Origin of the sequence: Caballeronia sp. LZ065 (assembly GCF_031450975.1) — a bacterium.
Lineage (GTDB): Bacteria > Pseudomonadota > Gammaproteobacteria > Burkholderiales > Burkholderiaceae > Caballeronia.
Genome location: NZ_JARUXV010000001.1, coordinates 231,200 through 249,008 on the forward strand (window position 1 = coordinate 231,200; position 17,809 = coordinate 249,008).

16 protein-coding genes are annotated in these 17,809 nt (G+C 65.1%); 5 read left to right on the forward strand and 11 right to left on the reverse strand.

The window, feature by feature from the left end:
* Positions 1 to 13 precede the first annotated feature (13 nt).
* The 3 genes from gspL to QCE63_RS01105 are packed head-to-tail and all read left to right on the forward strand — an operon-like array spanning position 14 to position 2,642.
* Positions 14 to 1,366, forward strand: coding sequence for a type II secretion system protein GspL (gspL, locus tag QCE63_RS01095; RefSeq protein WP_309829715.1), 1,353 nt, complete (start codon positions 14 to 16; stop codon positions 1,364 to 1,366).
* Positions 1,363 to 1,866 carry a type II secretion system protein M gene (locus tag QCE63_RS01100; RefSeq protein WP_309829717.1) on the forward strand — a complete coding sequence of 168 codons (504 nt, stop codon included), beginning with the start codon at positions 1,363 to 1,365 and terminating at the stop codon, positions 1,864 to 1,866. Before gspL ends, QCE63_RS01100 begins: the two co-directional genes overlap by 4 nt.
* Positions 1,863 to 2,642, forward strand: coding sequence for a type II secretion system protein N (locus QCE63_RS01105; RefSeq protein ID WP_309829719.1), 780 nt, complete (start codon positions 1,863 to 1,865; stop codon positions 2,640 to 2,642). The genes QCE63_RS01100 and QCE63_RS01105 overlap by 4 nt, the downstream gene beginning before the upstream one ends.
* Before the next feature lie 11 nt (positions 2,643 to 2,653).
* Here QCE63_RS01105 and QCE63_RS01110 read toward each other — a convergent pair whose 3' ends face one another.
* Both QCE63_RS01110 and QCE63_RS01115 read right to left on the reverse strand, forming a co-directional pair.
* The gene (locus tag QCE63_RS01110) at positions 2,654 to 4,237 is read right to left on the reverse strand and encodes an efflux transporter outer membrane subunit (protein WP_309829721.1); all 1,584 of its coding nucleotides are present in this window, start codon (positions 4,235 to 4,237) and stop codon (positions 2,654 to 2,656) included.
* A 234-nt stretch (positions 4,238 to 4,471) separates the two neighbouring features.
* Positions 4,472 to 4,774, reverse strand: a complete 303-nt coding sequence (locus tag QCE63_RS01115) for a hypothetical protein (protein WP_309829723.1) — start codon at positions 4,772 to 4,774, stop codon at positions 4,472 to 4,474.
* Between the two features lie 212 nt (positions 4,775 to 4,986).
* Between QCE63_RS01115 and QCE63_RS01120 the strand changes: the two genes are divergently transcribed.
* On the forward strand, positions 4,987 to 5,475 hold the full coding sequence (locus tag QCE63_RS01120) for a MarR family transcriptional regulator (protein WP_309829725.1): 489 nt from the start codon (positions 4,987 to 4,989) through the stop codon (positions 5,473 to 5,475).
* Between the two features lie 123 nt (positions 5,476 to 5,598).
* The gene (locus QCE63_RS01125) at positions 5,599 to 7,152 is read left to right on the forward strand and encodes a DHA2 family efflux MFS transporter permease subunit (RefSeq protein WP_309829726.1); all 1,554 of its coding nucleotides are present in this window, start codon (positions 5,599 to 5,601) and stop codon (positions 7,150 to 7,152) included.
* Positions 7,153 to 7,157: 5 nt separating this feature from the next.
* Here the strand turns inward: QCE63_RS01125 and QCE63_RS01130 are convergent, their stop codons facing one another.
* From QCE63_RS01130 to xerC, 9 genes are all read right to left on the reverse strand, one after another.
* Positions 7,158 to 7,730 (reverse strand): hypothetical protein, encoded by a 573-nt coding sequence (locus tag QCE63_RS01130; RefSeq protein WP_309829729.1) that lies wholly within the window; start codon positions 7,728 to 7,730, stop codon positions 7,158 to 7,160.
* Between the two features lie 154 nt (positions 7,731 to 7,884).
* Positions 7,885 to 9,504, reverse strand: coding sequence for a glutamate--cysteine ligase (gshA, locus tag QCE63_RS01135; RefSeq protein WP_309829730.1), 1,620 nt, complete (start codon positions 9,502 to 9,504; stop codon positions 7,885 to 7,887).
* A 239-nt stretch (positions 9,505 to 9,743) separates the two neighbouring features.
* Positions 9,744 to 10,826 (reverse strand): bifunctional DNA-binding transcriptional regulator/O6-methylguanine-DNA methyltransferase Ada, encoded by a 1,083-nt coding sequence (ada, locus tag QCE63_RS01140; protein WP_309829732.1) that lies wholly within the window; start codon positions 10,824 to 10,826, stop codon positions 9,744 to 9,746.
* Positions 10,827 to 11,178: 352 nt separating this feature from the next.
* Entirely contained in the window at positions 11,179 to 12,519 is a 1,341-nt protein-coding gene (gene hslU, locus QCE63_RS01145) for an ATP-dependent protease ATPase subunit HslU (protein WP_309829734.1), read from the reverse strand.
* 12 nt (positions 12,520 to 12,531) lie between these two features.
* Positions 12,532 to 13,068, reverse strand: a complete 537-nt coding sequence (hslV, locus tag QCE63_RS01150; RefSeq protein WP_309829736.1) for an ATP-dependent protease subunit HslV — start codon at positions 13,066 to 13,068, stop codon at positions 12,532 to 12,534.
* 377 nt (positions 13,069 to 13,445) lie between these two features.
* The gene (gene dksA, locus QCE63_RS01155) at positions 13,446 to 13,862 is read right to left on the reverse strand and encodes an RNA polymerase-binding protein DksA (protein WP_309829739.1); all 417 of its coding nucleotides are present in this window, start codon (positions 13,860 to 13,862) and stop codon (positions 13,446 to 13,448) included.
* Between the two features lie 566 nt (positions 13,863 to 14,428).
* Entirely contained in the window at positions 14,429 to 15,508 is a 1,080-nt protein-coding gene (locus QCE63_RS01160; RefSeq protein WP_309829741.1) for a GTP-binding protein, read from the reverse strand.
* A gap of 129 nt (positions 15,509 to 15,637) precedes the next feature.
* The gene (locus tag QCE63_RS01165; protein ID WP_309829743.1) at positions 15,638 to 16,837 is read right to left on the reverse strand and encodes a class I SAM-dependent rRNA methyltransferase; all 1,200 of its coding nucleotides are present in this window, start codon (positions 16,835 to 16,837) and stop codon (positions 15,638 to 15,640) included.
* Between the two features lie 48 nt (positions 16,838 to 16,885).
* The gene (gene xerC / locus QCE63_RS01170) at positions 16,886 to 17,809 is read right to left on the reverse strand and encodes a tyrosine recombinase XerC (RefSeq protein WP_309829745.1); all 924 of its coding nucleotides are present in this window, start codon (positions 17,807 to 17,809) and stop codon (positions 16,886 to 16,888) included.

The window sequence follows — 17,809 nt, forward strand, 5'->3', positions numbered from 1 at the left end:
GGGGAAGTGTCGCTTGAGCACACTGATCGTTTCATTACCGCCGCGCGATCCCGCGGTGCGCTCGGAAGAGTGGCATCTGCCGGATCTGCCTTTTCTGCTGCTCGACAAGCGCGGCGAGCCGCAACGCATCGGCCGCTCGGCGCTCGGGCTTCTGCCGCGCGCGAGCGCGACGGTGCTGATCGTCGCCGCGCGCGACACGCTGTTGCTCGCCGCGACCCTGCCGCCGCTCAAGGGGCCGCGTTTGCGGCAGGCGCTGCCGAACGTGGTGGAAGACCAGCTCATTCAGGATCCGCAGACGTGTCATATGGCCGTCGATCCCGTCGCGCTGGCGAACGGGCGGCGGGTGGTGGCCGTGATCGACCGCGGCTGGTTCCGCTTCGTCCTCAGCGCCTTCGCGGGCGCGGGCCATCGCAACGTGAAGGCGGTGCCCGCGATGCGTTGCCTGCCGGTGCCGGCGGCCATCGTGGAGAGCACTGAAGCCGAGGTCGAGGTGGACGCCGTGCCGTCGACGCCGTTCATCGTCGGCCTGCTGGGCCCGGTGATCTCGACCGCGCCCGCGCTCATCGGCGAGATGGCGGCGCCCACGCCGGCGTCGCTCGGCGCGCCGCGCATCGAGATCGCAATCGCGCGCGGTGAGCGCGCCGCGCTCGGCGAAGGCCTCGCGCTGTCCGCCGAATCCATCGTGCCGACGCTGACGGCGCTCGCAGGCGATCATCCAGCGACGCTCTATTCACTCGTCGATCTGCCCGGCGACGAGCCGCGTCTCGCCAGCGTTCGCCCCGTCGCGGGCCACGTGGACATACCAGGCGCGCAGCCCATCGCCTTCGAAACGCTCGCGCGCAACGCGCTCGCCAGCCGCTTCGACCTGTGCCAGTTCGAGTTCGCCGCGCAGCCGTGGAAGCTCGATCGCGCGACGGTGCGGCGGCTGCGCGTGCCGATCGCGCTCGTGGCGCTGTCCGTGCTGGTGTCGATCATCGGCATCAACGTGCAGTGGCTGCAACTTGCCCGCCAGCGCGACGCAATCAACGCGCAGATGACCGAGCTGCTGCTCAACGCGTTCCCGAAGACGACCGTCGTGCTCGATGCGCCCGATCAGATGACGCGCAACCTCGACCGCCTGCGCACGGCGTCGGGGGAACTGTCGCCGGCGGATTTCCTGTCGCTCGCGGACGGGCTCGCGCGTTCGCTCGGTCCCGTGCCGGTGAACGGCGTCGCGGGACTCGACTATCGCGATCGTCATCTGGAAGTGACCTTCAAGCCCGACACCAAGGTCGATCCCGACCTCACGAAGCGCCTCGCCGCCAACGGCCTGAGCGGTTCGATCGACAGCAATACCGGCAAATGGACCATCGGGAGCGGCCAATGAAAGCGGAACTCCTCCGTTCCCTGGCGGAATTCTGGGAAGCGCGCACGCCGCGCGAAAAGACCATGCTGATGTGGGGCGGCCTCGCGCTCGCCATCGTGCTCGTGTATCTGGTGCTGTGGGCGCCGGCGTTCGAAGGCCGCGCGCGGCTGCGCGACGCCTTGCCCGGAATGCAGCGCCAGCTCGCGACCATGAACGCGCAGGCCAATGAAGCGCGCTCGCTCGCGCCGGCCGCGGAAGGCATGACGCCGACCGGCGGCGCGCTGCGCGACGCGTTGCAGAAATCGCTCACCGACAACGGCATGCAGCCGACGCAGGTGCAGGTGATCGGCGCGGCGGTGCAGATCCAGTTAAAGAACGCGTCGTTCCCGAACTGGACGATGTGGCTCGACGACGCGCGCAAGCAGTACAAGGTGCAGGTGTCGGAGGCGCACATCACCGCGCTGAAGCCGGATGGCCAGGTGGACCTGACGGCGTCGCTGCAACCGGCCGGCGTGAAATGAGCTACTGGACCCGACGCATCCGGCTGGCGGTGCCGGCGCTGCTCGTGATGTTCGTGTCGATCGGCGGGACGCTGCTCGTGATGATGCCCGCCGTGTGGATCGTGCCGCAGTTCTCGAAGGCCACCGACGGACACGTGAACCTGGTCGATCCGTCCGGCTCGCTGTGGCGCGGTTCCGCGACCCTGATGCTTGCGGCCGGCAGCGATGGTTCGGGCGCGACGCTGCTGCCGGGGCGCATCGAATGGACGACGGCGTTCTGGCCGCTCTTCACCGGCCGCGTGCACATGACCATGCGCCAGACGCAGGCGATGCCCGACGCCGTGATCGTCGACGCCAGCCCGCGCGGCGCGACGCTCAGCGCGAGCGAGATTGCCGTGCCGGCGACGCTGCTGTCGGGCTTGGGCGCGCCGTTCAACACGCTGAATTTCGACGGCAACGTGCGGCTCGCCTGGACCGAACTGCGCCTGTTGAATCGCAAGGCCTACGGGCAGGTGGTGGTGACGCTCGACGACATGGCGTCGAGCGTCTCGCGGATCAAGCCGCTCGGTTCATATCGCGTGGCGTTGCAGGCGGAGGGCGCGCAGGCGAGCATCGATCTGTCCACGAGCAAGGGCCCGCTGATCCTCAAGGGCAATGGCTCGATCTCGCAGGAATCGACGTCGTTCCAGGGCACCGCGACCGCCGCGCCCGAACAGCGCGAGAATCTCGCCGGGCTGCTCAACCTGCTTGGCCGTCACTCTGATCCGGACACCGTCGCGCTCGTCTTCGTGCGCTGAAGCTGACGCCTTCAGCGCTCCGTCGTGTGGCTTGCGTCCGCTGTCTTCGCCATCGGAGCCGATGCAGCGGACGTGGCTGACGTGGCTGACGCAGCGGCGGGCGCTTGCACGTCGCCGGTTTCGTGGTCCATCTGCGCGGTGTCCCAGCCGCCGCCCAGCGCCTTCACCAGGCCCACCGAGGACACCATCCGCTGTCCCGCGATGTTCGCGAGCTTCTGCTGCGCGGTGAAGGCCGTGGTCTGCGCGGTCAGCACGTTGATATACGCGACCGTTCCCGCCTTGTACTGATTGTTGATGATCGCCAGCGCCTGCTGTGCCGATTCAACCGCCTGTTGCTGCACGGCGATTTCCTTTTCCAGGATGCGCAGCGACGCGAGGTTGTCTTCGACGTCCTGGAACGCCGTGAGCACGGTCTGCCGATAGGTCGCGACGTTCTGGTCGTAGGCGGCGCGTGCGGCGTCGGTGCGGGCGGAGCGCAGGCCGCCGTCGAACAGCGTGGCCGCGATATCCGGCCCGAGCGTCCAGAAGCGCGACGGCGCGCGCAGCAGCTGCGACAGCACCGAACTCTCGAAACCGCCTTGCGCCGACAGCGTGAGGGTCGGGAAATAGGCGGCCATTTCCACGCCGATCTGCTCGTTCGCCGCGGCGGCCTTGCGTTCCGCGGACGCGATGTCCGGACGCCGCTCGAGCATGGCCGACGGCATCTGCACCGGGACGGTCGGCGGGGTGGCGTCGAGCGGAATGGGCGGGATGGAGAAGGTGGAGGCCGGCTCGCCGACCAGCACGGCGATGGCGTGTTCGTACTGGGCGCGCGTGACGCCGTTGTCGATCGCCGCGGCCTGCGCGGACTGCAGCTGCGTCTGCGCCTGGATCACGTCCGAGCGCGCGACGATGCCTTGTCCGTACTGGTTCTGCGTGAGCTTGAGCGATTGCCCGTAGGCAGCGACGGTGTCGTCGAGCAGCCTTTGCTGGGCGTCGAGCGAGCGCAACTGGTAATAGGTCTGCGCGAGCGTGGCCTGCGCGGAGAGCCGGGCGTTGGCGAGGTCGGCGGCGGCGCCCTGTTGTCCCGCTTTCTGCGACGCCACCGTGCGTGACACGGTGCCCCACAGGTCCGGCTCCCAAGAGGCATCGAGCGAAGCGCTGAACTGGTTGTTCACGGAGCCTTGCTGGCCGAAGCTGGAGCTGCTGGTCGAGCGGTTGCCGGCGCCGGTACCCGAACGCGACCCCGATGCCGAGGCGCCGATGGTCGGGAAATAGGCCGCGCGCGCTTCGCCGACGAGCGCGCGCGCTTGCCGATAAGCGGCGGCATACTGCGTGACGGTCTGGTTCGACTGATTCAGCTGGGTTTCGAGCGCGTCGAGACGCGTGTCGTTGTAGATGGTCCACCAGGTGCCGCGGTCCGACTGATCGGCGGGCTGTGCGACCTTCCAGCCTTCGGGCGCTTCCTTGAAGCTTGCCGGGACCGTCACGGACGGACGCTGATAGTCGGGTCCGACGGCGCATCCGGCGATCAGCATCGCGAGCGTGGCGGCGAGCGCCGTGGCAGTGAGCCGGCGCGGGCTGAGGGAAACGGAGTGGGCGGTACGGTGCGGCATCTGCGGGTCGGAAGTCCTGTCGGCGCCGCGCCGTTCGAAACGGCGGACGCGGCTGCCGGGATGAGTGTGGAGCACGCCTGGAACGCGCGCGACGCTCGATAAGTACTGTTTCTGCGCCTGAACAGACTTGGCGTACCTGTCGGGCGTGTCGGGCAGACGTTAGCGTACCGGGTTCGCCGTAAGCCGGGTGTTACGCGACTGAGGAAATCGGTTACGACGCGTTACGGTCTGGGCTCAGACGCTGGTGGCGCCGCCGTTTCCCGGGCAGGGCGAGCAGGGTGGCTGGAGCAGCGGCCGGGCGGCCACCGGAGGCGTTGCGGGTGCTTTCGCGGGTGCTGCGTCCTTGCGCCGATGCCGGTTCTCGTACCAGCCCATGCCCAGCACGATGAACGATCCGCCCGGCAGCAGGAACACGATCAGATAGAGCGCGAACTTCCACGTATTCAGCTTCGGCGGGACGAACTGACGGGAAGCGCGGGCGATCGTGCTGCTGACAGTGCCGAAACGTCGGCGGGCGGTGCGTACGAAGCGGGTCATGGGAGGGGTCCTTGGGGCGTCGGGGGACGACGCTGCGGGCGATCAGAACATGGTCTCGGGCGGCGCACGATGCGCGTAACTCGTTGCATGAAATAATATTGACTGTGCAAGTAATTTTCAAGATACTTCCGATGGCTTTTTTATGAGTGTGGCCCCGGTGTAACGCAGTGCAGCATCGCGGGCTTCGCCTCTCTAGCAAGACATGAGCCGCAATGAACAGCGACCCTTTATACGATCCGTCCACCATCCGGCTCGAAACGAGCCTTGGCTATCTGCTCGCCAAGGCGCGTAACGTACTCGTCGCGCGGACCGATCAGGCGCTCAAGCCGCTCGATCTCACCGCTCAGCAGATCGGCGTGATGCTGGCGCTGGCTTCGGGGCGCGCGCATACGTCGCTGGAGTTGTCGCGCGAGATGTCGTATGACAGCGGATCGATGACGCGCATGCTCGACCGGCTCGAAAAGAAGGGCTTCGTGAGCCGCACACGAAGCGCCGCGGACCGCCGCATCGTCGAACTGACGCTGACCGAGCGCGGGCGCGCCGCAGCCGGCCAGCTTCCGGCAATTGGCGCCGCGGTGCTCAATGAGCAACTGGACGGTTTCAGCCGTGCGGAGCTGGATCAGTTGATCGGACTGCTGGCGCGCTTCATCGGGAATGCGTCCGCTGGCGACTGCCCGACCTGTCCCCTCAGCGACGAATAACAGCGGGTTTCAATCAAGGTATTCAACCGCCCATTTCGCTGTCTGGGCAGAGAATGTCGCGACAAGAGAAAGATTGCATGCGATGCGAGCTTCCATGCTTGCCTTGCTGCTGGAGATAAAACGATGTCAACAACGGCAACCTCCGCCGCACCTGTTCCCATGCCGCTCAAGGGCGGCATCCTGGCCCTGCTGACGCTGGGCCTCGCGCTCGGCACCTTCATGGAGGTGCTCGACACGTCCATCGCGAATGTCGCGGTGCCGACCCTCTCCGGCAGTCTCGGCGTGGCGACGAGCGAAGGCACCTGGGTCATATCCTCCTACTCCGTGGCGTCGGCGATCGCGGTGCCGCTGACCGGCTGGCTCGCCCGGCGCGTCGGCGAGGTGAAGCTGTTCACGATCTCGGTACTGCTGTTTTCCGTCGCCTCGGCGCTATGCGGTCTCGCGCACAACTTCGAATCGCTGATCGCGTTCCGGCTGCTGCAAGGGCTTGTGTCCGGGCCCATGGTGCCGCTGTCGCAAACCATCCTGATGCGCAGCTATCCGCCCGACAAGCGCGGGCTCGCGCTCGGACTCTGGGCCATGACGGTGATCGTCGCGCCCATCTTCGGCCCAATGATGGGCGGCTACATCACCGACAACTTCACCTGGCCGTGGATCTTCTACATCAACGTGCCGATCGGCTTGCTGTCGGCGGCGCTCGCGTGGTTCCTGCTGCGCGGTCATGAAACGAAAACGACCGCGCAACGCATCGACGGCGTCGGGCTCACGCTGCTCGTGATCGGCGTCGCGAGCCTGCAGATGATGCTGGACCTCGGCAAGGACCGCGACTGGTTCAGCTCGCATCTGATCACGACGCTGGCAATCGTTTCGGCGATCTCGCTCACATTCATGTTCGCGTGGGAGCTGACCGAAAAGGAACCGGTGATCGACCTCTCGCTGTTCCGCGACCGCAACTTCGCGATGGGCGTGCTCATCACGTCGCTGGGCTTTCTGGCGTTCTTCGGTTCGGTCGTCGTGCTGCCGCTCTGGCTCCAGACCGTGCTCGGCTACACACCGTGGCTCGCGGGTCTCGCCACCGCGCCGGTCGGCCTGCTCGCGCTCGTGCTGTCGCCGGTGATCGGGCAGAACATGCATCGGTTGAACCTGCGTGTCGTGGCGAGCTTCGCGTTCCTGACCTTCGCGTTCGTGTCGCACTGGAACTCGACCTTCACGCTCGACACGCCCTTTCATCAGATCATCGTTCCGCGTCTGATCCAGGGCATCGGCGTCGCCTGCTTCTTCGTGCCGATGACGACCATCACGCTCTCCAGCGTCTCCGACGAACGGCTCGCGGGCGCGGCGGGATTGTCGAACTTTCTGCGGACGCTGTCGGGGGCGATCGGCACGGCGGTCAGCACGACGTTCTGGGAGAACGACATGATCCGTCATCACGCGCGGCTCACCGAGTCCGTCACGCCGTATGCGACAGGCACGACGGCCTATTCGGATCTGTTGGCGGGGCTCGGGCTGAGCGGCCAGGCGCTCACTGCGCAGCTGGATCGCGTGGTGTCTGCGCAGGCGTACATGATGTCGACCAACGACTTCTTCCGCATTTCGTACTATGCGTTTCTGGTGCTGGCCGGGATGGTCTGGCTGACGCGGCCCCGGAAGGGCGCGTCAGCCTCGATGGGGCATTGAGGGCGTTACTGCGGCGTGAGCGGGGTCGCGGATTGACCCGGCTGGCTCTCGAGATTGAGCGGCGCCGGCGTGTCCAGCGGACTGACCTGCACGCCGCCCGGCACGGGAGCCGGCACCGGCGCGGGCAGCGACGCGCCTGTCTGCGCGGCTTGCGGCGTCGCCGTCTTGCGCAGTCCCGGACCATTGCGGATGAACTGCTTGAAGTCCGCGCCCGCCTGCCAGGGATTCGGCTCGCAGCCAAGCGGGTTGTCGCAGTGCGCAGCGAAGCCGATGGTCGCGGTGCCCTCGTTGGTCGGCGTCTTGGTGACCTGGTACGCGAGCGCGCGTTTGCCGCTCGATGGCCCGGCCGTCATGATGATCGAGTCGGTGACGGTCTGAATGCGGTATTCCGAATGATTCGTGACCCAGACCTGCGCACGGGCCCACCAGGCGTCGCATTCGGGCTTGCTCATGCAGGTGAGCGGCTGGGTGGCCTGCTCCATCGTCGTGCTGCTGACCTGATCCTGCACCGCGCAGCCGCCCAGTAACGCGAGCGACGCAGCCCCCAGCGCGGCCGCGCCGAAGAACTTCTTGTTCATTGCTCCCCCGATCGTCGAAAAATGAGCAACATTTTGACCTGTCAGACCGGCCGATGTTGCGCTGCGTTGCGCACTGTTGCACACGCCGGTAAGCGTTGCCGCCGGCGACGGTCATCAGCGTGGCAATTCTGCCAGTGCGCGGCGGATGGCGTGATCAGACGCTTTCGGTGTCCGGCTTGTAGGCCTGATAGGCAGCGACGAAAGCCTCGAACGATTCGCTGTCGCGGCTTTCGACCTCGGCCTGTTCCACCAGCGATTTCGCCGCGAGCTCTTCCATCCTGCGTTCCTCGTCCGCCGCAAGCGGCCGTTCACGAAACGCCGCTGCATGGCGCGCGCTGAGTTCGAGCGCGAATGCGTCGAAGGATTGCTGTTTGTCATGCATGGTGCGCAGCACGCGTGCCGATGGCGTGAGCGACGCATCCGCCAGCCGCGGCCGCAGTGCCGCGAGCGCGCGCGTGTGATCGTCACGGCCTACGAGGTCGTCGAGCGTCTTTGCCACGGGCGCGATGGCATCGAAGAGTTCTTCGGCCCATTGCTGCATCGGCACGCTGGCGCCGTTGCGCTGTAATTCGAGCCCCGGCTTGCGCCCTTCCTTCGCCACCGCGCTGAAGTTGGCGTTGGCTTCGACATTCGCGTCGGGCGGCAGCAGCGGACTGTCTTCCAGTGCGCAGTAGAGCAGATAGGCATCGAGGAAACGCGCGGTCTCCAGCGAAATGCCGTTCGGCTCGAACGGATCGATGTCCAGGCAACGCACCTCGATGTACTGCACGCCCCGCTCGCACAGCGCGTGCAACGGACGCTCGCCGGAATGCGTGATGCGTTTCGGACGGATCGTCGAGTAGAACTCGTTTTCGATCTGCAGCACGTTGGTGTTGATCTGCACCCACTCGCCGTCGCGCTGCGTACCGATGTCTTCATACGGCCCGTACGGCTGGCTGACCGCTCGTGAGAGCACGCGCAGATAGGCGCCGAGGTTGTCGTAACTCGGCAGCAGATCGGCCTGCGCCGGATTGTTGGTGTAACCGAGATCGCTCATGCGCAGGCTGGTGGCGTGCGGCAGGAAGAACGTGTCGGCGTCGAAGGTTTCGAGATGATGCGCGCGGCCTTCGACGAAACGCCGGTTCAACGCCGGCGATGCGCCGAACAAATACATCAGCAGCCAGCTCGTGCGGCGGAAGTTGCGGATCAGCGCGAAATAGCGCTCCGACTGGAAGTCCTTCGCCGATAGCGTGCTCGACGGATCGAGCGCCTGCCAGGCGCGCCAGACGTTCTCGTTCAGCGAATAGTTGTAGTGGATGCCGGCAATGCATTGCATCGTGCGGCCATAGCGCAAGGCGAGGCCGTGCCGGTACACGTGCTTCAGCTTGCCGATGTTCGACGTGCCATACGTTCCCAGCGGGATCTTGTCTTCCGGCGGCAACGTGTTGGGCATCGAGTTGTTCCACAGCAGCTCGTCGCCCATGCGCGAATACACGAAACGATGCAGTTCATCGAGCCGTTCCAGCGTGATCGACACATCCGTTTCAGCGGGCGTGATCAGTTCGACGAGCGCTTCCGAGTAATCGGTCGTGAGCAGCGGATGCGTGAGCGCGGACCCGAACGCACGCGGATGCGGCGTCATGGCGAGTTCGCCCAGCGGCGTCACGCGCAAGCTTTCTTTCTCGATGCCGCGCAGGCCTTGACGCAAGGCGTCGGCATGCGTGCCGGACGCGAGCGCGGCGAGCCTGCGCTGATAGGCGCCGGCTTGGGGATGAACGGGATTCTGGTTTGCCATGAAGCGATCTGCGAGGCGCGCGAGCGATGAAGCCCGAGTCGTATTTTTAGGGTAGCGGGCACTTTAACATCTCGGTGTAAGGCGTGCTTGAGCGCAAGACCAGCAAGGGTCTGCGGGTTTTTCGGGGTGTTCGCGGCGGGTTTCGCGGAGGGTGTCGGAGCCGTCTGGAGCGGCTCGCGAGGAGAACGAAGCGCCGCCGGGCGCTTCGTGTGGAACAGTGACGAGCGTGGGTGGAACAGTCAGGCGATTTCGTCGGTGGCGTGTTGCGTGCGCTCGGTGTGGAGCAGCGTTTCCTTGCGCGACGCACCCCAGCGATAGCCCGCAATCGCCCCGTCCTTGCCGATCACGCGATGACAGGGAATGGCGAGCGCCACCGGATTCGATGCGCACGCGTTCGCGACGGCCCGCACCGCGCGCGGCGACCCGAGTGTTTCCGCGATGTCGCTGTAGCTGCGCGTCTGCCCATACGGAATGTGGCGCAGCGCGTCCCAGACGCGTCGCTGGAACGCGGTCGCGCCGATGTCGAGCGGCAAGTCGAAACGTTCGCGCGTGCCGTGCAGATAGGCCCGGATCTGTGCGACGAACGGTTCCAATCGCGCGGCGTCCTCGAGACGCTCGGCCTGCGAGAAATCGGTGGCGAGCTGCTCGACGAGCGTGGCGGCGTCGTCGCCGAACGCGATCTTGCACACGCCCTTGTCCGTGGCCGCGACGATCACGATGCCAAGCGGCGTGTCGGCGGTCGTGTAATGCACGGTCAGGCCCGCGCCCTGGCGCTTGTAGGCGGAAGGGGTCATGCCGAGTTCGGCGGGCACGGCGTCATACATGCGCGACGGCGAGCCGAATCCGGCGTCGTGCGTGGCGCGGGTGACGTCGCGGCCGCGCTGCAACGCGTCGCGCAGCACGCCCGCGCGTTGGGCCGCCTGATACTGGCGCGGCGAAATGCCGACGATCCGCGAAAACAGCCGTTGCAGATGGAACGGGCTGACGTGCACTTCATCGCTCAGCTGGGCGAGCGTCATGCGCTGCTGCGAATGGGCGTCGAGCACCTTGCACGCCCGTTCGACGATGGCCAGGTCGCGCGGCAGACGCGTCGGCTGACAACGCTTGCAGGCCCGATAGCCGGCGGTTTCCGCCGCGTCGGTCGTCGCGAAGAATTCGACATTCTCCCGGCGCGGCGCCCGCGACGCACACGACGGCCGGCAGAACACACCCGTTGTGCGCACGGCGAAGAAGAAGGCGCCGTCGGCGTGGGCGTCGCGCTGGACAACGGCTTGCCAGCGGCTGTCGTCAGAGGAGAAAACGGGGACGGTTTCGGTGTTCATCACAAACCTCGGCGGCTCAGTGGGTATGCGACCACTGTAGAGCCCTGCCGGTGAGCTTACGCGCCGATTCTTGCGCTGTCATCGAAGGGTCGGGCGCGAGAGAAGACCGGCAGATACGTCATAGTGACGCCATAGGGGTTTTTACTAAAATTTCTATTGCGTCGCATCAAGGGGCTGTGTATTATTGGAACTGTCTCCTCCATGTCTCCTCCTGATATGGATTCAGCCCGCCAACCTAGGCGGGCTTTTTTTCGTCTGTATGTTCCGGTTGATTTCGTTCCGGGCACGAATGACAAAGCCGGGCACCTTGGCCCGGCTTCGCTGGACGGCATATTGAAGGCCGCTCAATCCCTCACAGCACGTAACGCGACAGGTCTTCGTCCTGCGCCACGTCGCCGAGCGCGCGCTCCACATAGGCCGCGTCGATCCGCACCGGCTGACCCGCGTGATTGCCGGCCGCGAACGACACTTCTTCCAGCAGCTTCTCGATCACCGTGTACAGCCGCCGCGCGCCGATATTCTCCGTTTTCTCATTGACTGAGAACGCAATCTCGGCGAGACGTCGGATGCCTTCCTCGGTGAAGTCGAGTTCGACGCCTTCGGTCGCGAGCAATGCCTTGTATTGCTTGACGAGACTGGCGTCGGTGGAATTCAGGATCGATTCGAAATCACCGACCGACAGCGAATCCAGCTCGACGCGAATCGGAAAACGGCCCTGCAGCTCGGGAATCAGGTCGCTCGGCTTGGCCAGATGGAACGCGCCGCTCGCGATGAACAGGATGTGATCCGTCTTGATCATCCCGTACTTGGTGTTGATGGTCGTGCCTTCGACGAGCGGCAGCAGGTCGCGCTGCACGCCCGCACGCGACACCTCGGCCCCGCCGGCCTCGCTGCGCGACGCGATCTTGTCGATTTCATCCAGGAACACGATGCCGTTCTGCTCGACGTTCTGCACCGCGCGGCTCTTGACCTCTTCGTCGTTGAGCATCTTGCCAGCTTCTTCATCGGTCAGCAGCTTGAGCGCTTCCTTCACCTTCACCTTGCGCCGCGTTTTCTTGCCGCCGCCCATGTTCGCGAACATCGAACGGATCTGCTCGGTCATGTCTTCCATGCCCGGCGGCCCCATGATGTCCATGCCGGTCTGCGGCATCTCGATGTCGAGCTCGATTTCCTTGTCGTCCAGCGCACCTTCGCGCAGACGCTTGCGGAAGGTCTGCCGCGTGGCATTGTCGCCTTCACCCGACGACGCATCCGCCGTCCCGAAGCCCACCGGACGCGCGCCCGGCAGCAGGATGTCGAGAATGCGGTCTTCGGCGCGATCTTCGGCCTTGGTGCGCACCTTCTTCATCTCCGACTCACGCGTCTGCTTCACCGAGATTTCGATCAGATCGCGCACGATGCTGTCCACGTCGCGGCCCACGTAGCCGACTTCGGTGAACTTGGTCGCTTCGATCTTGATGAACGGCGCGTCTGCCAGCTTGGCGAGACGCCGCGCGATTTCGGTCTTGCCGACGCCGGTCGGTCCGATCATCAGGATGTTCTTCGGCGTGATTTCCTGGCGCAGCGGCTCGGCTACCTGCTGACGGCGCCAGCGGTTGCGCAGCGCGACGGCGACAGCCTTCTTCGCGCGGCCCTGGCCGATGATGTGTTTGTCGAGTTCGGAGACGATTTCGGCGGGAGTCATGGTGGTCATCGTCATAGTCCTTTATTCGATCGTCTCGATGACGCGATTGTGATTGGTATAGATGCACATGTCGCCGGCGATGGTCAGCGCCTTCTCGACGATGTCGCGCGGGGAGAGGTCGGTGTTTTCCATCAGCGCCTGCGCGGCGGCCTGCGCGTAGGCGCCGCCCGAGCCGATCGCGGCGATGCCGTGTTCAGGATCGAGCACGTCGCCATTGCCGGTGATGACGAGCGTGGCGTGCGCATCGGCGGTGATGAGCATGGCTTCGAGGCGGCGCAGCATGCGGTCGGTGCGCCAGTCCTTTGCGAGTTCGACAGCGGCGCGCGTCAGGTTGCCCTGATGCTTCTCGAGCTTCGCCTCGAAGCGATCGAGCAGCGAGAACGCGTCGGCGGTGCCGCCGGCGAAACCGACGAGCACCTTGCCGCCATAGATGCGGCGCACCTTCTTCGCGCCCCCTTTCATGACGATGTTGCCGAGCGTCACCTGACCATCGCCGCCCAGCGCGACCTTGCCGTCGCGGCGCACGGAGACGATGGTCGTGCCGTGAAATTGTTCCATGTGCGTTCCTTAAGAAAACCGGATGAACGCGGGGCGGTTTCGTGTCTTCGAAGGCCGCCACGCAGTCGAGAATTCGATGGAGTGCACGGCGCGGGGTTCCGTCTGCGAGTCGTCACGGACGAACGGCGCCGCGCACGCGCCCGGCCGCATTGATGCCGCATTGTGCGTTCACGAGGCGCGTCGGGTTGATTTTAGGGCGAGGGAGGAATAATCAAGACGTGCGGAAACGGATGCATCCGCTTTTTACGGGCAGAAAGCAAAAAAGGCACACGTCGACGTGTGCCTTTTTATTGAGCGCGGTGCCGTGGTCCGGCTTTTCGCGGCGGCGGGTTCCCCGCTGCGGGCGGTCCCGCAGCGAACGCCCGATTGCCGCGGAATCAGTCGCCGAAAAGTTTCTGGCGCAGTTCGCGGCGCTCCTGGGCTTCGAGCGAGAGCGTGGCGGTCGGACGCGCGAGCAGGCGCGGAATGCCGATCGGTTCGCCCGTTTCCTCGCACCAGCCGTAATCGCCGGAGTCGATGCGCGCGAGCGACTGCTGCACTTTCTTCAGGAGCTTGCGTTCGCGGTCACGCGTGCGCAGTTCCAGTGCATGCTCTTCCTCGATGGTCGCGCGATCCGCGGGGTCCGGCACGATCACCGTTTCCCGGAGATTTTCGGTCGTCTGGCCGGCATTCTTCAGAATGTCCGCTTGCAACTGTTCGAGCCGGTTCTTGAAGAAGGCGAGTTGATCCGCGTTCATGTAGTCCTTCTCGCTCATCTTCAGGATTTCGGCTTCGGTCAAGAGTTTCGTTGTCATCTGCTTGCTTCTTCAATGTGAGGCGCTGTCTTCGCAACGCCCGCAACTGCGTTACCCGCATGCAACGCACCGGTACGCGCGAGCATCAGGCGACACGCCCATGCGGGGCCGAACTCCTCTGGAAACCGATTCTGGATGATGCTCCGGACTGACTGGCGTGTGCTGCAAGGCCCGACATGACCGGCCCCGGTGCTTTGACTTGATTTGCCTTCCCCCGGCAAATCGAGGCATCGTCCCGACGGGACATCCTTTCTCCTGGTCCGCTGGCTGAACATCCGAAGACGAACGTCCAACGAAACTGCCCTTCTCCAGTGGGGCTGTATTGTAACTGAACCGCAATTTCCGACGACAACCGAGGAAAACCCTGTCGATTCGTGCCGGAATCCCAAAAATATAACGCCTGGTCGTTCAAAAAGCGATGCCGAAGCGTGCCCGCGATTACATATCCGTGCCGAAAGCCGGCGTCGAAAAAAACGCCGCGCGCGGTTGCCCGTGGCGGCGTCTTGTCTTTCGAGGCTGCTGGCACCGCGCGGACTGCGCGCAGTTCAAGCGAGATGCGTGCCGGTTTATTTGACGAGGCAGGCGTCGAGACCGTCGGTGATCAGGTCCTTCGGCAGTTCAATGCCGATGAACACCATCTTGCTGTTCTTCTTCTCGATCGGCAGCCACTTGCTCGCTAGGTCGCTGCCCATCATCTGGTGCACGCCCTGGAAGACGACCTTGCGATCGACGCCCTTCATGTAGAGCACGCCCTTGTAACGCAGCAGGCGCTCGCCATAGATCTGCAGAATGCCGCCGAGGAAGTCTTCGAGGCGGTTCGGGTCGAACGGCTTGTCGCTGCGGTACACGAACGACTTGATCTTGTCGTCGTGATGCGCGTGATGATGGTTGTGGTGATGATGCCCAGGCTCGTGATCATGGCTGTGGTCGTGACCGCAGGTCGCGTGGTCATGGTCGTGATCGTGATCGTGGTCATGCGCATGATCGTGCTCGTCTTCGGCGAGGAAATCCGGGTCGATCTCGAGCTTCGCATTCAGATTGAAGCCGCGCAGATCGAAGATTTCCTTGATGTCCGCTTCGCCGAAATTGACGACCTTGATCGCCGCGCGCGGGTTCATGTGCAGCAGACGATGCTTGAGTGCGTCGAGCGCGGCGGCATCGACGAGATCGGACTTCGTGATGAACAGGCGGTCCGCGAAACCGACCTGGCGCTGCACCACTTCCTGCTGGTCCAGTTGCTGATTCGCGTGCTTCGCGTCCACCAGCGTGATGATGGCGTCGAGCAGGAATTCGTCGGCGACGGTGTTGTCCATGAAGAAGGTCTGCGCCACCGGACCCGGATTCGCGAGACCGGTGGTCTCGATCACAACGCGGTCGAAATCCAGTGTGGCCGCCTTCTTGCGGTTGGCCAGGTCTTCCAGCGCGCGCGCCAGGTCGCCACGAATCGTGCAGCAGATGCAGCCGTTGCTCATCTGGATGATCTGCTCGTTCGTTTCCTGCACGAGGATTTCGTTGTCGATGTTCTCTTCGCCGAACTCGTTCTCGATCACGGCGATCTTCATGCCGTGCTGCTCGTTCAGGATGCGCTTGAGCAGCGTGGTTTTGCCGCTGCCCAGAAAGCCGGTCAGGATGGTTACGGGAATCATGGTGTCGCCTGTGTCCTTGTCTGTGTTCAGGAGATGCGCGGCGGCGCGTCGAACTGTTTATTGAAACATATTTGTCAAGCGGACGCCGCAGCGGTCCGCGCGGCCGTCATCGCGGAGAGATGGAGACGCTCACGCGATTTGCAACATCAGGCCCTTCAGGTATTCGCCTTCGGGAAACGCCGTCAGTAGCGGATGATCGACGCCGGCGCCCAGCCGCTTCAGGATCCGGGCATCGACGCGAGCGTCCGCCGCCGCGCCCGCGACGATCTTCTGGAACAGGTCCGAGTCAATTGCGCCCGAGCACGAGTACGTGAACAGCAGGCCGCCCGGACGCAGCAGCTTGAAGCCGCTCAGATTGATGTCCTTGTACGCGCGCGCGGCGCGATCCACCGTTTCCTTCGACGGCGCGAACTTCGGCGGATCGAGCACGATCAGGTCGAAACGCCGGCCTTCGTCGTAGAGGCGACGCAGGGTCTTGAACGCATCGGCGTCGAGCCATTCGGCCTTGTCGGCGTTGAAGCCGTTCGCCTTGACGTTCTCGCGCGCGAGCGCCAGCGCATCGCCGGACGAATCCACCGAGGTCACGTGCGTCGCGCCGCCCTTAAGCGCCGCGAGCGAAAAGCCGCCCGTGTAGCAGAAGCAGTTCAGCACCTCACGGCCCGCCGCGCTCTGGGCGACCAGCACGCGGTTGTCGCGCTGGTCGACATAGAAGCCGGTCTTGTGCCCGTGGCGCACGTCCACGTGATGACGCACGCCGCATTCGTTGGTGATGAGCGTCTCGGGCGGCGCGGCGCCCGCGAGCACGCCGGTGATCTGTTCGAGTCCTTCCTTTTGGCGGATCGACACGTCCGAGCGTTCATAGATGTTCGGGCATCCGGTCGCGTGGATCAGCGCCTGCACGATCGCTTCCTTCCAGGCCTCGACACCGGTTGCCATGAACTGGCAGACGAGCTGCGCGTGCGTGCCGTCGTCCGCGACGTAGTAATCGACGATCAGACCCGGCAACCCGTCCGCCTCGCCGAAGACGAGGCGGGTCGCGCCGGTGTCCTTCACCAGCGTGCGCCGATGCTCGACCGCGCGCTGCACGCGGCGCTTGAAGAACGCGTGATCGACGGGTTCGTTCTCGTCGAAGGTCCAGACGCGCGCGCGGATCTGCGACTGCGGGCTGTACGAGGCACGCGCGAGAAAGCGGCCGTCGGCGGCGCGCACGGTCACGGTGGCGCCCGGCGCCGGATCGCCGTCGATGCGCGCGATGGCGTTCGAGTAGATCCAGGGATGACGGCGGGCGAGCGATCTGTCCTTCGCTGGTTTGAGGGTGAGGGTGTTCATGGCCATACGGATGAGCCGCGCTTGAACGCGGCCGGATTAATCGTGCGCTCAGTCGCGTTTCTTGGCGCGCGGATGCGCCGAGTCATACACGCGGGCGAGATGCTGGAAGTCGAGCGAGGTGTAGACCTGCGTCGCGGTGATGCTTGCGTGACCGAGCAGTTCCTGCACGGCGCGCAGATCGCCGCTCGATTGCAGCACGTGCGTGGCGAACGAATGGCGCAGCACGTGCGGATGCACGTTCGACGGAATGCCTGCCAGCAGCGCAAGCCGCTTGACGCGCGTACGCACGACGCCCGGCGCCATGCGGTTGCCGCGCACGGAGAGAAACAGCGCGTGCGGATCGAGTTTGACGAATTCGTCGCGTACGGCGATCCACGCGCGCAAGGCCTCGATCGCCTTGCGTCCGACCGGCACCGAGCGCCGCCGGCTGCCCTTGCCGAGCACGGTCACTTCTTCGTGCTCGAGATCGAGCCAGCCCGCCGAGCGGTAACCGTCCGCTTCGACGAAGCGCACGTCGAGGCCGACCAGTTCCGCAAGCCGCAAGCCCGACGAGTAGAACAGTTCGAGGATCGCGTGATCGCGCAACGCTTCGGTCGTGCCGGACTGCGGCGCGTCCATGAGCGCCATGGCGTCATCGACGGAAAGCGCCTTTGGCAAGGTCTTTTCGCCCTTCGGCGCGCGCACCGTCGCGACCGGATTGGCCGGCATCTCGACCCGTTCGGCGAGCCAGCGATAAAACGCGCGCCAGGCCGACAGCCGGTGCGCGATGGAGCGCGGCGACAGTCCGCCCGAATGCGCCCGCACCACGGCGCCGCGGATATCGGCGGCGGTGAGCGTCGGCAGCGGGCGCTCCTTGGCCAGCGCGCGCAGTTCGCCCAGTTCGTAGGCGTAGGCGCGCAACGTGTGCTCGGACAGCCGCCGCTCGTGTTCGAGCATCGCGAGATAGGTGGCGATGGCCTCGGCGGTGTCCAT

Coding starts and splice junctions, on each gene's coding strand:
- QCE63_RS01100 (WP_309829717.1), top strand. CDS start 1,363: ATGAAAGCGGAACTCCTCCGTTCCCTGGCGGAATTCTGGGAAGCGCGC.
- QCE63_RS01105 (WP_309829719.1), top strand. CDS start 1,863: ATGAGCTACTGGACCCGACGCATCCGGCTGGCGGTGCCGGCGCTGCTC.
- QCE63_RS01110 (WP_309829721.1), bottom strand. CDS start 4,237: ATGCCGCACCGTACCGCCCACTCCGTTTCCCTCAGCCCGCGCCGGCTC.
- QCE63_RS01115 (WP_309829723.1), bottom strand. CDS start 4,774: ATGACCCGCTTCGTACGCACCGCCCGCCGACGTTTCGGCACTGTCAGC.
- QCE63_RS01120 (WP_309829725.1), top strand. CDS start 4,987: ATGAACAGCGACCCTTTATACGATCCGTCCACCATCCGGCTCGAAACG.
- QCE63_RS01125 (WP_309829726.1), top strand. CDS start 5,599: ATGTCAACAACGGCAACCTCCGCCGCACCTGTTCCCATGCCGCTCAAG.
- QCE63_RS01130 (WP_309829729.1), bottom strand. CDS start 7,730: ATGAACAAGAAGTTCTTCGGCGCGGCCGCGCTGGGGGCTGCGTCGCTC.
- gshA (WP_309829730.1), bottom strand. CDS start 9,504: ATGGCAAACCAGAATCCCGTTCATCCCCAAGCCGGCGCCTATCAGCGC.
- ada (WP_309829732.1), bottom strand. CDS start 10,826: ATGAACACCGAAACCGTCCCCGTTTTCTCCTCTGACGACAGCCGCTGG.
- hslU (WP_309829734.1), bottom strand. CDS start 12,519: ATGACCACCATGACTCCCGCCGAAATCGTCTCCGAACTCGACAAACAC.
- hslV (WP_309829736.1), bottom strand. CDS start 13,068: ATGGAACAATTTCACGGCACGACCATCGTCTCCGTGCGCCGCGACGGC.
- dksA (WP_309829739.1), bottom strand. CDS start 13,862: ATGACAACGAAACTCTTGACCGAAGCCGAAATCCTGAAGATGAGCGAG.
- QCE63_RS01160 (WP_309829741.1), bottom strand. CDS start 15,508: ATGATTCCCGTAACCATCCTGACCGGCTTTCTGGGCAGCGGCAAAACC.
- QCE63_RS01165 (WP_309829743.1), bottom strand. CDS start 16,837: ATGAACACCCTCACCCTCAAACCAGCGAAGGACAGATCGCTCGCCCGC.
- xerC (WP_309829745.1), bottom strand. CDS start 17,809: ATGGACACCGCCGAGGCCATCGCCACCTATCTCGCGATGCTCGAACAC.